This window comes from Massilia sp. BGA-UO-ETr-WB1, from assembly GCF_059567845.1.
Window position 1 is genome coordinate 204,934 of the sequence record NZ_JCAQOT010000026.1, and the last position, 13,779, is coordinate 218,712.

Annotated in this window: 11 protein-coding genes and 1 other RNA gene; 8 read left to right on the top strand and 4 right to left on the bottom strand. The window is 61.6% G+C overall.

The genetic code is table 11. The features are described from left to right. Positions 1 to 12 precede the first annotated feature (12 nt). The 3 genes from pheA to gyrA all read right to left on the bottom strand — a co-directional run bounded on the left by pheA (position 13) and on the right by gyrA (position 4,962). Positions 13 to 1,086, bottom strand: coding sequence for a prephenate dehydratase (pheA, locus tag AC56DV_RS23295; protein ID WP_057158911.1), 1,074 nt, complete (start codon positions 1,084 to 1,086; stop codon positions 13 to 15). A 23-nt stretch (positions 1,087 to 1,109) separates the two neighbouring features. Next, positions 1,110 to 2,192 carry a 3-phosphoserine/phosphohydroxythreonine transaminase gene (gene serC / locus AC56DV_RS23300; RefSeq protein ID WP_496316603.1) on the bottom strand — a complete coding sequence of 361 codons (1,083 nt, stop codon included), beginning with the start codon at positions 2,190 to 2,192 and terminating at the stop codon, positions 1,110 to 1,112. Positions 2,193 to 2,286: 94 nt separating this feature from the next. Beyond that, positions 2,287 to 4,962, bottom strand: coding sequence for a DNA gyrase subunit A (gene gyrA, locus AC56DV_RS23305; RefSeq protein ID WP_496316604.1), 2,676 nt, complete (start codon positions 4,960 to 4,962; stop codon positions 2,287 to 2,289). Positions 4,963 to 5,386: 424 nt separating this feature from the next. Between gyrA and ompA the strand changes: the two genes are divergently transcribed. From ompA to AC56DV_RS23340, 7 genes are all read left to right on the top strand, one after another. Beyond that, a complete protein-coding gene (ompA, locus tag AC56DV_RS23310) occupies positions 5,387 to 6,103 on the top strand; it encodes an outer membrane protein OmpA (protein WP_496316605.1) in 717 nt (238 codons plus the stop codon). A gap of 113 nt (positions 6,104 to 6,216) precedes the next feature. Continuing rightward, positions 6,217 to 6,912, top strand: a complete 696-nt coding sequence (gene ubiG / locus AC56DV_RS23315) for a bifunctional 2-polyprenyl-6-hydroxyphenol methylase/3-demethylubiquinol 3-O-methyltransferase UbiG (protein ID WP_496316606.1) — start codon at positions 6,217 to 6,219, stop codon at positions 6,910 to 6,912. 51 nt (positions 6,913 to 6,963) lie between these two features. Beyond that, positions 6,964 to 7,671 (top strand): HAD family hydrolase, encoded by a 708-nt coding sequence (locus AC56DV_RS23320; protein WP_496316607.1) that lies wholly within the window; start codon positions 6,964 to 6,966, stop codon positions 7,669 to 7,671. Positions 7,672 to 7,755: 84 nt separating this feature from the next. After that, positions 7,756 to 8,712: a hypothetical protein gene (locus AC56DV_RS23325; RefSeq protein ID WP_496316608.1), complete on the top strand. Its 957-nt coding sequence runs from the start codon at positions 7,756 to 7,758 to the stop codon at positions 8,710 to 8,712. 294 nt (positions 8,713 to 9,006) lie between these two features. Next, positions 9,007 to 9,366, top strand: a transfer-messenger RNA (tmRNA) gene (gene ssrA, locus AC56DV_RS23330). 162 nt (positions 9,367 to 9,528) lie between these two features. Beyond that, positions 9,529 to 10,785, top strand: a complete 1,257-nt coding sequence (locus tag AC56DV_RS23335; protein WP_496316609.1) for a tyrosine-type recombinase/integrase — start codon at positions 9,529 to 9,531, stop codon at positions 10,783 to 10,785. Between the two features lie 175 nt (positions 10,786 to 10,960). Then, positions 10,961 to 11,983 (top strand): hypothetical protein, encoded by a 1,023-nt coding sequence (locus AC56DV_RS23340; protein ID WP_496316610.1) that lies wholly within the window; start codon positions 10,961 to 10,963, stop codon positions 11,981 to 11,983. Positions 11,984 to 12,309: 326 nt separating this feature from the next. Here the strand turns inward: AC56DV_RS23340 and AC56DV_RS23345 are convergent, their stop codons facing one another. After that, positions 12,310 to 12,846: a helix-turn-helix domain-containing protein gene (locus AC56DV_RS23345; protein WP_496316611.1), complete on the bottom strand. Its 537-nt coding sequence runs from the start codon at positions 12,844 to 12,846 to the stop codon at positions 12,310 to 12,312. 267 nt (positions 12,847 to 13,113) lie between these two features. On the opposite strand from AC56DV_RS23345, the gene AC56DV_RS23350 reads away from it, so the two are divergent. Next, on the top strand, positions 13,114 to 13,356 hold the full coding sequence (locus AC56DV_RS23350; RefSeq protein ID WP_496316612.1) for a helix-turn-helix domain-containing protein: 243 nt from the start codon (positions 13,114 to 13,116) through the stop codon (positions 13,354 to 13,356). Positions 13,357 to 13,779 lie beyond the last annotated feature (423 nt).

Below are 13,779 nucleotides of genomic sequence, written 5' to 3' on the forward strand. Positions count from 1 at the left end.
TCAGGTCAAAGGTCAGGTGAGACTCACCGGGTAGGAACCCAGCACCTTGAAGAATGCGGCCTGGTCTTTCAGTTCCGCCAGCGCCTGTGCGACGGCCGCGTCGTTCACATGGCCGTCCACGTCGACATAGAAGTAGTACTCCCAGGTGCCGATGCGGGCGGGGCGGGATTCGAAGCGCGTCATCGACACGCCGTGCTTGGCCAAAGGGGCCAGCAGCTGGTACACGGCGCCGGCCTTGTTCGGCACGGCCAGCACCAGCGAGGTGTGGTCTTTGCCGGACGGCAGCGTCTGCAGATGGCCGATGACGGCGAAGCGGGTGCGGTTGTGCGGGTCGTCCTGGATGTGGCCCTTGACCACGCCCAGCTTGTACTGCGTGCCCGCCATTTCGCTGGCGATGGCCGCCACGCTGGCGTCGTCGCCCGCCATGCGCGCCGCTTCGGCGTTGGAGGCCACGGCGCGGCGTTCGATGTTGGGGTAGTTCTGGTTCAGCCACACCTGGCACTGCGCCAGCGCCTGCGAATGGGCGCAGATCACCTGCACGCCGTCCATATTGCCGGTCTTGGTCATCAGGCTGTGGTGCACCGCGATGGCCACTTCGCCGCTGATCAGGGTGGTGGTGCCCAGCATCAGGTCCAGCGTGCGGTTGATGGCGCCTTCGGACGAGTTCTCCACGGGCACCACGCCGAAATCGGCGGTGCCGGCTTCGGTGGCGCGGAACACTTCGTCGATGGAGGCGCACGGCAGGCCTTCGACGGCGCTGCCGAACTGCTGGTACACGGCCTGCTCGCTGAAGGTGCCCACCGGGCCGAGGTAGGCCACGGTGACGCGCTTTTCCAGCGCGCGGCAGGCCGACATGATTTCGCGGAAGATGGTCTGCACGTCGGTGGCGACCATGGGGCCGGGGTTGCGGTCGGCCACGCCGCGCAGCACCTGGGCTTCGCGTTCGGGCCGGAACACAGGCGCGTTGGTCTCGGCCTTGACGTGGCCCACTTCCTGCGCCACCTTGGCGCGCTGGTTCAGCAATGCGAGGATCTGCGCGTCGATCGCGTCGATCTGCTCGCGCAGGGGTTTCAGTTTATCGTTCATGAAGGTGCCTTAGCGGCCAGCGCTCAGCGGCCGGCGAATTCGTTCAAGTAATCGACGAGGGCTTGCACGCCCTCGACAGGCATGGCGTTATAAATGGATGCACGCATACCACCGACGGACTTGTGGCCCTTCAGCTGCAACAGGCCGCGCGCTTTGGCGCCGGCCAGGAATGCTTCGTTCTTGCTTTCGTCGCGCAGGTAGAACGGTACGTTCATGCGCGAACGGTATTGCGGCAGGACGCGATTCTGGTAGAAGTCGTCCGCATCCAGCGCGGCGTAGAGCAGCGCCGCTTTTTCCTTGTTGCGGCGTTCCATCTCGGCCACGCCGCCCTGGCGCTTGAGCCACTGGAACACCAGGCCGGCGATGTAGATGCCGTAGGTGGGCGGCGTGTTGTACATGGATTCGTTGTCGGCCACGTTCTTGAAGTCGAACGCGGACGGACAGAACGGCAAAGCCTTGCCGATCAGGTCTTCGCGCACGATCACCACGGTGACGCCGGCCGGGCCGATGTTCTTTTGCGCGCCGCCGAAAATCAGGCCGTATTTCGATACGTCCACGGGGCGCGACAGGATGTGCGAGGACATGTCCGCCACCAAGGTGGTGTCGCCTTGCGCGGTCGGCACGAAGTCGATCTCCACGCCGTCGATGGTCTCGTTGGTGCACAGGTGCAGATAGGCCGCGCCGGGCGTGAGCTTCCACTCGGACTGCGGCGGCACGAAGGTGTAGTTGTTGTCCTTGGCGCTGGCGGCCACGTTGACCTTGGCGTAGCGCCCCGCTTCCTTGATGGACTTGCTGGACCAGGAGCCGGTCTGCACGAAATCGATGGTGCTGTCGGCGCCGCCCACCAGGTTCATCGGGATGACGGCGTTCTGCGACAGGCCGCCGCCCTGCATGAACAGGATCTTGTAGTTGTCCGGCACCGCCAGCAGCTCGCGCAGGTCGCGCTCGGCGGCGCGGTAGATCGAAATGAACTCCGGGCCGCGGTGGCTCATTTCCATGACGGACATTCCACTGCCGTTCCAGTCCAGCATTTCAGCGGCGGCCTGGGCCAGCACTTCTTTCGGCAGCACGGCGGGACCGGCTGAGAAATTGTAGATGTTCGTCACAACTTGTTCCTTTAAATGAAAAACGGGGCCAGTGTCATTGTCGCATTATTCCGCGCACACGACCCCGGCCCCGCCCAATACGAATTACGCCAGCTTATTCAGGCGCGGATTCCGATGCGTCCGGGGCCTCCGGTGCATCCGTGGCATCGGATGCGGCCGCTGCGCCGCCGGACGGCTCCAGCTCCACTTCGTCGATATCCGTTTCCACGATGCGCTGCAGGCCGGACAGCTTGGTGCCGTCTTCCACCGCGATCAGGGTCACGCCTTGCGTGGCGCGGCCCATCTCGCGGATCTCCGCCACGCGGGTGCGGATCAGCACACCGCCGGTGGTGATCAGCATGATCTCGTCGGTCGGCTCAACCAGCGTGGCCGCAACCACGCGGCCGTTGCGCTCCGAGGTCTGGATCGCGATCATGCCCTTGGTGCCGCGGCCGTGGCGGGTGTACTCGGTGATCGGGGTACGCTTGCCGAAGCCGTTCTCGGTGGCCGTCAGCACGGACTGCTGCTCGTTCTCGGCCACCAGCAGCGCGATCACGTTCTGGCCCTCTTCCAGGTTCATGCCGCGCACGCCGCGCGCGGTGCGGCCCATCGGACGCACATCGTTCTCGTCGAAACGCACCGCCTTGCCGGCGTCGGAGAACAGCATCACGTCGTGCTGGCCGTCGGTCAGCGCGGCGCCGATCAGGAAATCGCCCTCGTCCAGGTCGACGGCGATGATGCCGGCCTTGCGCGGGTTGCTGAAGTCCTTCAGCGGGGTTTTCTTCACGGTGCCCAGGCTGGTGGACATGAAGACGTAGTGGTCTTCCGGGAAGGTGCGGTTTTCGCCCGACAGCGGCAGCACCACGGTGATCTTCTCGTCGTCCTGCAGCGGGAACATGTTCACGATAGGCTTGCCGCGCGAATTGCGCGAGCCTTGCGGCACTTCCCACACCTTCAGCCAGTACATGCGGCCGCGGTTGGAGAAGCACAGGATGTAGTCGTGCGTGTTGGCGATGAACAGCTGGTCGATCCAGTCCTCGTCCTTGGTGGCCATGGCCTGCTTGCCGCGCCCGCCGCGCTTCTGCGCGCGGTACTCGGAGATCGGCTGCGACTTCATGTAACCCAGGTGCGACAGGGTCACCACCATGTCCTGCGGCGTGATCAGGTCTTCGGTGCCCAGGTCGGTGGCGTTGTGCTCGATGCTGGAGCGGCGCTCGTCCTTGCTGCCGTATTCCAGCTGCGCGGCGGTCATTTCGTCGGTGATGATGGTGGTCACGCGGGACGGCTTGGACAGGATGTCCAGCAGGTCGGCGATCAGCGCCATCACGTCTTTGTATTCGTTGACGATCTTGTCCTGTTCCAGGCCGGTCAGGCGCTGCAGGCGCATTTGCAGAATTTCCTGCGCCTGGTCGTCGGACAGCTTGTACAGGCCGTCCGGCTGCAGGCCGTAGTGCTTCGGCAGGTGCTCGGGGCGGAAGGCGTCGATGCCGGCCTGGCCTTCGTCGCCGGTACGGGCCAGCATTTCGCGCACGATGGACGAATCCCAGCCGCGCTCCATCAGGGCGGTCTTCGCCACCGGCGGCGTCGGCGCAGCCTTGATGATGGCGATGAAATCGTCGATGTTGGCCAGCGCAACGGCCAGGCCTTCCAGCACGTGGCCGCGTTCGCGCGCCTTGCGCAGCTCGAACACGGTGCGGCGCGTGACCACTTCGCGGCGGTGCGACAGGAAGCACTGCAGCATCTCTTTCAGATTCAGCAGCTTCGGCTGGCCGTCGACCAGCGCCACCATGTTCATGCCGAAGGTGTCTTGCAGCTGGGTCTGCTTGTACAGATTGTTCAGCACCACTTCCGGCACTTCGCCGCGCTTCAGCTCGATGACCACGCGCATGCCCGACTTGTCGGACTCGTCGCGGATGTCGGAAATGCCTTCCAGCTTCTTGTCGCGCACGTTTTCGGCGATGCGTTCCAGCAGCGACTTCTTGTTCACCTGGTACGGCAGCTCGTCGACGATGATGGCGGTGCGGCCGCCGTCCTTGCCGTACTCTTCATAGTGGGTCTTGGCGCGCATCACCACGCGGCCGCGGCCGGTGCGGTAGCCGTCGCGCACGCCGGACACGCCGTAGATGATGCCGGCGGTCGGGAAGTCCGGCGCCGGGATCAGTTCGATCAGCTCGTCGATCGAGCAATCCGGGTTGCGCAGCACGTGCAGCGCGCCGTTGATCACTTCGGTCAGGTTGTGCGGCGGAATGTTGGTCGCCATGCCCACCGCGATACCGGACGAACCGTTGATCAGCAGGTTGGGGATGCGGGTCGGCAGGACGGTCGGCTCTTTTTCCTTGCCGTCGTAGTTCGGTGCGAAGTCGACCGTGTCCTTGTCGATGTCGGCCAGCATTTCGCCGGCGATCTTGTCCAGGCGGCACTCGGTGTAACGCATCGCGGCGGCGTTGTCGCCGTCGACCGAACCGAAGTTGCCCTGGCCGTCGACCAGCATGTAGCGCAGCGAGAAGTCCTGCGCCATGCGCACCAGCGTGTCGTAGATCGACGCGTCGCCGTGCGGGTGGTATTTACCCATGACTTCGCCGACCACGCGCGCGCATTTGACGTAGGGGCGGTTCCAGACATTGTTCAGTTCGTGCATCCCGAACAGGACGCGGCGGTGTACCGGCTTCAGGCCGTCGCGCGCGTCCGGCAAGGCACGGCCCACGATCACGCTCATGGCGTAATCGAGGTAGCTCTTGCGCATCTCTTCTTCGAGGGAAATTGGGATTGTTTCTTTTGCGAATTGATCCATGGGTGGGTTCGTCTGTTCTTTACTGAGGTTGACTTATCTGTTACGCACGCTGACCGTGATTACCCGCTGTCCGCAGACAAGCGTACGATTTTAGCATGCGCGCCATGGCTGCTGCGCAATTCCGCCGCCGCGGCCATGACAGGCGGCCGGCGCGGGACCCGATCCATGTCACGCAGCGGAAATAATGAAACGTTATTATTTCGCCCGACGTTGCGCAAAAACAACATTTTGGTCAATTGCGGCCCGGATTCAGTTTGCGCGGTTCGTATTTCGTTCCGATGCCTATGGCAAAATGGACGAGAAGTTAATTGCTTGTTTCGCAATCGGGAACCGGCGCGACATAGGAGCGTATGGTAGGATGCGCCCCACGTACCATCAGTCGCGCAGTTTTTCTGCGGATATCACCCCGAAAGGAAGAAAAAATATGAATAAATATGTTGCATCGATTTTTGCTGCGTCGGCAGTGATCGCTGGTTCTGCCATGGCCCAGCAGCCAACCACCCCGCCTTTCGCGCCAGTGACCCAGGACATCAAAGCAGCCACGCCCAAGAGCGCCTACGTGCAGGATGCACGCGGCGTGATCGCGCGTGATCCGTTCGGCCTGTGCTGGCGCACCGGCTACTGGACCCCGGCTGACGCCGTGCCAGGCTGCGATCTGCCGATCTGCGTAGAGCCACAGAAACTGGAAAACGGCAAATGCGTATCGCCGCCGCCACCGCCAGCCCCGGCGCCAGCGCCAGCACCGGCAGCGACCCCAGCCCCGGCACCGGCACCGGCGCCAACCTCGGAAAAAGTCAGCTTCGCAGCCGACGCCTTCTTCGACTTCGACAAAGCCGTGCTGAAGCCTGAAGGCAAAGCCAAGCTGGACGACCTGAGCTCGAAACTGGGCGCCATCAACCTGGAAGTCATCATCGCCGTGGGTCACACCGACTCCGTGGGCACCGATGAATACAACCAGAAGCTGTCGATCAAGCGTTCGGAAGCCGTGAAAGCCTACCTGGTATCCAAGGGCGTGGAAGCGAACCGCGTGTACACCGAAGGCAAAGGCGAGAAGCAGCCAGTCGACGATAACAAGACCGCCGCCGGCCGCGCCAAAAACCGCCGCGTGGAAATCGAAGTCGTGGGCACCCGCGGCAAGTAATTCATAGGTAGCAACACCGCTCAAGCCGCCCGGTTCGCGCCGGGCGGCTTTTTTGCGCGCATTTTGTTGCGCGCACGCTTTGGCGCCGGGCAAAATCCCGCTATCATGCGGATATGAATGCCGACCCTTTAGAAATCCAAAAATTTAGCGAACTGGCCCACCGCTGGTGGGATCCCACGTCCGAATTCCGTCCCCTGCACGAAATCAACCCGCTGCGCCTGGAGTGGATCAACGCGCGCGCCCCGCTGGCGGGCAAGAACGTGATCGACATCGGCTGCGGCGGCGGCATCCTGGCCGAATCGATGGCGCGCAAAGGCGCCAAGGTGACCGGCATCGACCTGTCCGAAAAAGCGCTGAAAGTGGCCGACCTGCACAGCCTGGAAAGCGGCGTGCAGGTGCGCTACAAGCTGATCGCCGCCGAAGACATGGCCGCGCAGGAAGCCGGCCAGTACGACGTGGTGACCTGCATGGAAATGCTGGAGCACGTGCCCGACCCGGCCGCCATCGTGCGCGCCGCCGCCGCCCTGGTGAAGCCGGGCGGCCACGTGTTCTTCTCCACGCTGAACCGCAATCCCAAGTCCTACCTGTTTGCCGTGATCGGCGCCGAATACGTGCTGCGCATGCTGCCGCGCGGCACGCACGACTACGCCAAGTTCATCACGCCGGCCGAACTGTCGCAATACGCGCGCAGCGCCGGGCTGCAGGTGAACGGCCTGAAAGGCCTGGGCTACAACCCGCTCAGCAAGATCTACTCGCTGAACGACGACACCAGCGTCAACTACATGGTGGCCACCAGCCGCACCGGCTGAGCCCCCCTCTTTTCCAACGGCGGCCGCGGCCGCCATCTCTACGCCCCCTTCATGAGCCATCCTGCCACCTTGTCCGCCCCGCGCGCCGTGCTGTTCGATCTGGACGGCACGCTGGCCGATACCGCGCCCGACCTGGCCGCCGCCGTCAACCTGCTGCGCAGCGCGCGCGGCCTGGACGCCACGCCCTACGAACTGCTGCGCCCCACCGCCTCGGCCGGCGCGCGCGGCATGATAGGCGCGTCCTTCGGGCTGACGCCGCAGGACGCCGGCTTTGACGAGCTCAAGAACGGCTTCTTCGACAACTACGAAGCCGCCATCGCCGTGCACAGCACGCTGTTCGACGGCGTGCCGGCGCTGCTGGCCGGACTGGAAGCGGCCGGCGTGGCCTGGGGCATCGTCACCAACAAGCCGGCCCGCTTCACCGACCCGCTGCTGCCGCAGATCGGCCTGGCGCACGCCGGCTGCGTCATTTCCGGCGACACCACCGCGCACGCCAAGCCGCACCCGGCGCCGCTGCTGGAAGCGGCGCGCCGCCTTGGCCTGCCGCCGGAAGCATGCTGGTACGCGGGCGACGACCTGCGCGACATCCAGGCCGGCCGGGCCGCCGGCATGCCGACCGTGGCCTGCGCCTGGGGCTATTGCGGCGCCACCGAGCCGGCCGGCTGGAACGCCGACCACTTGCTGCCGACACCCCAATCTTTATTGCAACTTGTGCAAACAGTGTTGGCTGCGCACGCCGGAAACGCGCTGGCAGCCTGATAGATTGTCACACGACCATTGCCGTACGGAAATTCTCCCAGTAAGATAAACGGGACATAAACACATGAAAGCCGGAGTACGCACATGACTAGCGATGAACTAATCGCCGACGCCGCTGCGCGCAGCCATACGCCGCAGAGCTGGGATGTGACGGTGTCCGAATCCAAGTTCTACTGGTACGACCTGCTGACGGATTTCCCGCCGGTGCCCGACTTCCGCGACCCGCTGGGCCGCTACCTGCGCCGCATGCAGTTCGCGGTGGAAGCGACCATGGAAAAGCGGCTGATGTACATGCTGGTGAGCCGTCCCAAGCTGCGTTTCGACACGTCGCGCTCGACCAGCTGGGGCTTTTTCGGCCTGAAGCTGACCATCCCCATCCTGGTGGGCGCCGACCAGAAGCGCGACGCGCTGACCATCGAGCTCAACACGCCGGAGGACGCCACTTTAAAGAAGCCGACGGTGCAGGTGTTCGAGCGTTTCCTCACGCTCAACTGGGGCTCGATGATAGAGACCTACTCGATCCACGACCTGCTGCAGAACTTCAACACCAAGCACGACTACCCGAGCAAGGTGCACTACGTGGGCCAGACGCGCGACCCGGCCGGGCGCCTGATCAAGGGCCGCATCAGCGGCGTGAACCGCGCCTGCGACAACAGCGGCCCGGACAACGACAACTTCCTGCTGATCCAGCGCATGGACTTCAGCACCGGCGCGCCGGTGACCACCGACGGCGCCTCCGACGAGCTGCACGACCTGATGCTGAAGGACCAGATGGACTTGCTCGAGTGCATACTGATCAAGTACTTCGAGAAGGACGACGAGAAAATGCGCAGTGCGCGCGAAGTGCAGGCGCGGGAAGCGCGGGTGGCCAATCTGTACCAGGCGCACATGCTGCAGCGGCTGCAGGTGGACCTCGGGCTGGAAGCGCCGGACGCGTTCCAGAACCTGTACTCGGACCGCGTGAAGGAAGCCAGCCGGCACCTGTTCGAAGTGACCTTCAAGGGCAGCGAGCCGCTGTTCCGGGTGCCGGGCAAGGTGTGATGCGCCGCGCGGCCGCGCGCGCCGCGTCAGGCCCAAAGGCGAAGGTCGTAGTGCCAGATCATCCAGATCAAGAACACAAGCTGCAGCGCCACGGCCACCATGATCCAATTCATCAGCCAATTCGGAATACTCGGCCGTTGCTTCTTTGACTCGTCAGGTGTCTCGGGCATGGCATCCCCTTCCCCTACTAGGTTCGCAATTTTAGCGCGCGATGTGGCGGTTCGGCGCCGCCATGAAGCCCGTTGCCAAGCAAAGTGCACGTTGGGGTGGAATCGAGTACAATGGTAAGTCTGTGGGGACGACCTGGCTTCGACGTGGGTTGCAAAGCAGAACAGGGCATACCGAGGCCTGGTTACCTCGTAAATACACCCAGAAATCAATAACTGCAAACGATAACTCGTACGCACTGGCAGCTTAATTGCTGTTAGCTCCTCAACGCTTCTTCCCTGGGGCGGGCCGTTAAAAGCTGAGGAGTCATTTACAGGGAATCGCGCTATAACGGGTCACTTGAAGTAGCGCTAAATCTAAGGTGAATCGCTGGTACGTAACGTGCACATCCGTGCCGTACCGGTTAAATTAAATGATAGTGCTAAGTATGTAGAACTGTCTGTAGAGTGCTTGCGGACGCGGGTTCGATTCCCGCCGTCTCCACCACTGAATTATTCAGCATCATCCAACGCCGTCCCAGTGACGGCGTTTTTCATTCTCGCTCGCCTTCGGCGAAATCCCATAAAGTTGCCCAATGTTTAAGAAGATCCAGCTACAATGGGTGTATGGCTGGGGGTACATTTCATTTCTTCAACTGGGGAGCGTGATATGGCTGGGGGTACAAACAAGCTGACGGACCGCCGCGTCAAGGCCTTCTTGGCCGGCGGCAAGGACGCCAGCGGAATCGAAGGCGAACGCGACGGCAAGCGCCTGTGGGATGGCCAGGGCCTGTACCTGCAACGCATGGCTTCCGGTAGCGCCAAGTGGCGGTTCAAATACCGCACGGGTGGCAAAGAGACGACCTATACCATCGGCCCCTACCCGGACATTTCTCTGGCGCAGGCCCGGACCGAGCTGGCCAAGGTGCGGGAACAGACCCGTGCGCACATGAATCCCGTCGTCGAACGTCGCCTGGACCGCGCTGCGGCGGCAGCGGCCAACGTGGACACTTTCGCGTCGGTAGCGCAGCAGTGGCTGGCGATGAAGCGCCGCGAATGGAGTGAAGTGCACTTCAAAAAATCAGCCCGCGCTTTGGAGCGCGATATTTACCCCGAGCTGGGCCAACTCCCCATTTCACGCATCAGCTCCGGCATGATCACGATGACAATGGAAAAGATCACCGCCCGCTCCGTTCACGAGACGGCTTCACGCATCCTGCAACACGTCAACGGCGTGTTCCGCTTTGCCGAAGCCAAGGACCTGTGCAAGGGCAACCCTGCGACATCGGTCAGGGAAGTCTTGCAACGCAAGCGCGATAGCACGCGCATGCCCGCCCTGCTGAAGCGCGCCGAACTGGGCCAGGTCCTGCGTCACGCCCGGCTGGCACGAACGACTCCCCAAGTGTACTTGGCGCACCGCTTGATTGCCTTCAGCGTCATGCGCATCAGCAATATCGTCAACGCTGAATGGAAGGAGTTCGACCTGGAGGACGACCAGCCCATATGGACCATTCCACGCGCCAACCTAAAGAAAAAAGACAAGCGGTTTCCAGATCATCGCATCCCGCTCGGTCCCACCATCGCCGCTGAGCTGCGCGAGTGGAAGTTGGCGACCGGCGGCAAGGGCCTGCTGTTCCCCTCCCCGACCAACGCTGAGCAGCCCATCACGCGGGAGGCGCTGGAAAAATTCTACCGCGTGACCCTCAAATTAAACGCGGTCCATACCCCACATGGCTGGCGCAGCTCATTGACCACACGAGCCAGCGAGGAGAAGATCATGCCCAACAAGCTGATTCAAGTCGCCACCGATCATGCCAGCGACAGCGAAACGGCACTTGCCTACGACCGTGGTGAATATTTCGATGACCGCATCATACTTTTCCGCTGGTGGGACGATGTCTTGACCAAGGCACAAGCGACGCCCTGATCCTTCATGCAGACGAGTGGGGCGCCGACACCCGTGTAATCCGTCAGTATTCGCGCTTAACGGTGCCTCTTCCTCACGGGTCAGTGTGCCCCGCCCCGCCCGGGTCGAGCACCTTGCGCACCACATGCGCATGCGTTCCGAGCCACCGTAAAATTTACCTAGGAAACATCACATCATGGAATACGCCGCGTACGGGCGAGTGATAGCGTTGTCCTCCGCGCCGATTACCGGACTGTATCGTTTTGACGATGAGTTTCAGATCTACCCGGCGCCTGCTGGCTCGCCGATGACCAACCATATCGAGGCAACCTACCCGTTCATCATCGAAGTGAAATACATGGCCACCGATCAGGGCAGACACCTCGAACAGGGCTTCATCGAACCCGACTCGATCAATCAACGGCGTCGAGTTGACCGGATTAATCACGTGCTACTGTGGCTCACAACATTAACCACCTTCAGCCTGGTATTCCCAAAGCAACGATCATCATGGTTTCGGCCGGCAACCGATCGCCGAGAAAATCCATTCCCGTTGCCGCAGTGGGGCATGGAGTCCTATAGCCTGCGCGAAATCGGTCCCGGCATCCAAGCGTTCTCGCAACCCGACTACCAAGGCATTCCGCTCACGGACACCCGCGAGTATCACGCACGTATGGGACTTGTGCCGGACCATGAGTTTGATCTGCCCGACTTGATCAACGAGTTGTTGGCAGATGTCGGCGCACTTGACGCGGAAGCCTCGGAGACATTTCTCTCAGCTTGTCTGCTATTCCGTCAAGCGAAGGACCTGTGGCAGCATTATTCCAGCCTGTCCTTCGCGTCAGCCGTATCGGCGCTTGAGACGCTGATAGACTACAACCACCGTGGCCATGAGGTGGAGCGCTGCAAGGAGTGCGGCCAGGAACGATACAGGGTTGTAAAAAAATTCCTTGAGTTCTGCCTCCAGTACGGTGCCGGCAATCCCAAAGATCTTCTAGAGGAGTACAAGAAGACCTTCAAAAAAATCTACAGCACACGCTCCGCTCTGCTCCACAAAGGCAAACTGATGCACGATGATTTGTATTGCCCAGCAATCGGAACGTGGGACAATGTTGAAGAACGCGAACAGCATCGGACGCTGCTCAAGCTGTATCGGATTTGCGCGCTCAATTGGCTACGCGAAACGGCTGCCGAGCAGCGGCGAGCGAATGTTGCCTAAACAGCGGCGCTGACATCTCGTCATGCTGTTTCGGCATGCCATTCGAGCAGCGCCACAGCTTGTTCACGTAGCGCGCAGCAGTTGGCGGTGGTGGACGCCAACTAGCCATTGATGCAGTTCCGCTCCCACGTAGCCTACCAGGCCAGCCAGGCACATCGATCACGCTCGCGGCATAGGGCGCCGCTGCGTCACGAGCCGAATAGCGCTTCGCCGGTTCTGGCAGGCTGCAGACTATTTTTCACGCTTCACAGCCACCATCAGGACAAGCTGAGCTACGGCACCTGGCGCTAATGTTCCACGCGACGATTTAGACGATTCCTTGCATGCTACTTGACAAGCGAATGGGTGCGGCCGCGATGAATCTCACTGATGGTGCCGTTCGATACACCGAATTCTTTCGACACCGCTGTCTGCGTCATGCCCTGGGCAAGTAGCCGCCTAATCTCACGGACATCGTCATCCGACAGCTTGCGGTTCTTGCGCGTTTCCCGAATTCGCTGACGCTGCTCTTCCGTCCATTCCCGATTACTGTTCCGCTCCGCCAGGCCGGCCTTCGGTTTGCCCTTGTTGGCCAGTGAAATCTTGAGTTTTGATTCCGCAGATATCGGGTGGCCCGGCTTCCCTTTCTGGGCGCGATTGCGCTCGCTGGTCCAAGGACTTTTTCTATTCTTCAAGGCGGCGCGAATTTTTTCCTTATGCTCCTCCGATTTCGGAATGCCTATCCCGCCATCGCCACCCGCTGACCCGTTGACAAGGTCGTGGCCGAGATCGGAAAAATGCTTAATCCACATCATCTCTACGGTATGCAATTCGGCATCCTCCTGGAGCGGCAAGACCAACACTTCGTGGCCCGCGTTCACCACCGACCTTATCCACGCTGTACGACGGCTCTTGTCCCTCTCTCTTCTCGCCCAAGTGAGATGCTCCTTCAGGCGGTCGCCGACTGGTTTGGTGGTTTGGCCTACGTACCGGATCTGACCATCTACGGATGAGGCTAATCCATAGACGATGACTCTCTTAGTTGCCTGCGTACTCATACTGCGTCAACACCCCATCCATCAGCTAAAAAACAACGTCAATGCGGTACATGTACCGTCGAAAGGCACGAATTATATACGCATGATTGGCGGGTGCCGAATCTCTCCCAACACCGCCAACATCCTGCTCTTGTCGCACTTGGTGACGCCATTCGCCAGGTCCGTCTCGAACGCGGCGTGTCCCAGGAATCCCTTGCACTGCTTGCAGGCGTTGACCGCAGCTACTTGGGCCGCGTTGAGCGGGGTGACAACAATGTGGCGGTTTTGTCGCTGATCAGAATTGCTGACGCGCTGAACTTGTCAGCGAAAGACCTCATGCAACTGGCTGGTCTTTGAGTACTGCTGGTGCGTGGTCGCGTCGCAATCAACCGGCACTCTGGCCAACCCGGCATGGGCGCTGCACGGCCTGGGAAGTGGCATGCGCCATCTGATGGACTGCTGGTTAGCTGGTGCGCCCACTGCCGTATGAATCGGTCGTGGGGACTAGCCATAGCTGGATTGCCAGAGTTCTCCTAGCGCCACCGTCTGATCGCGTTCCGTTCGGCGAAACGCTGATGCGGTCAGCACCCGAAGTATCACCTCGTTGCCCCCGGCATCCTGCAATAGCGCCATTGCCGGGCTGAGTCCTGCTCTACTGGCCAACGTCAACGCTTCGCCGATCCGTTTCGCTGTACACGCATCTTTTCGATTGTCCATAGTTCGCCTCACTTCCCGTTCCCGCTCCACCATGGCCGCTGCGTGTCTGCACGCATAGCCCCT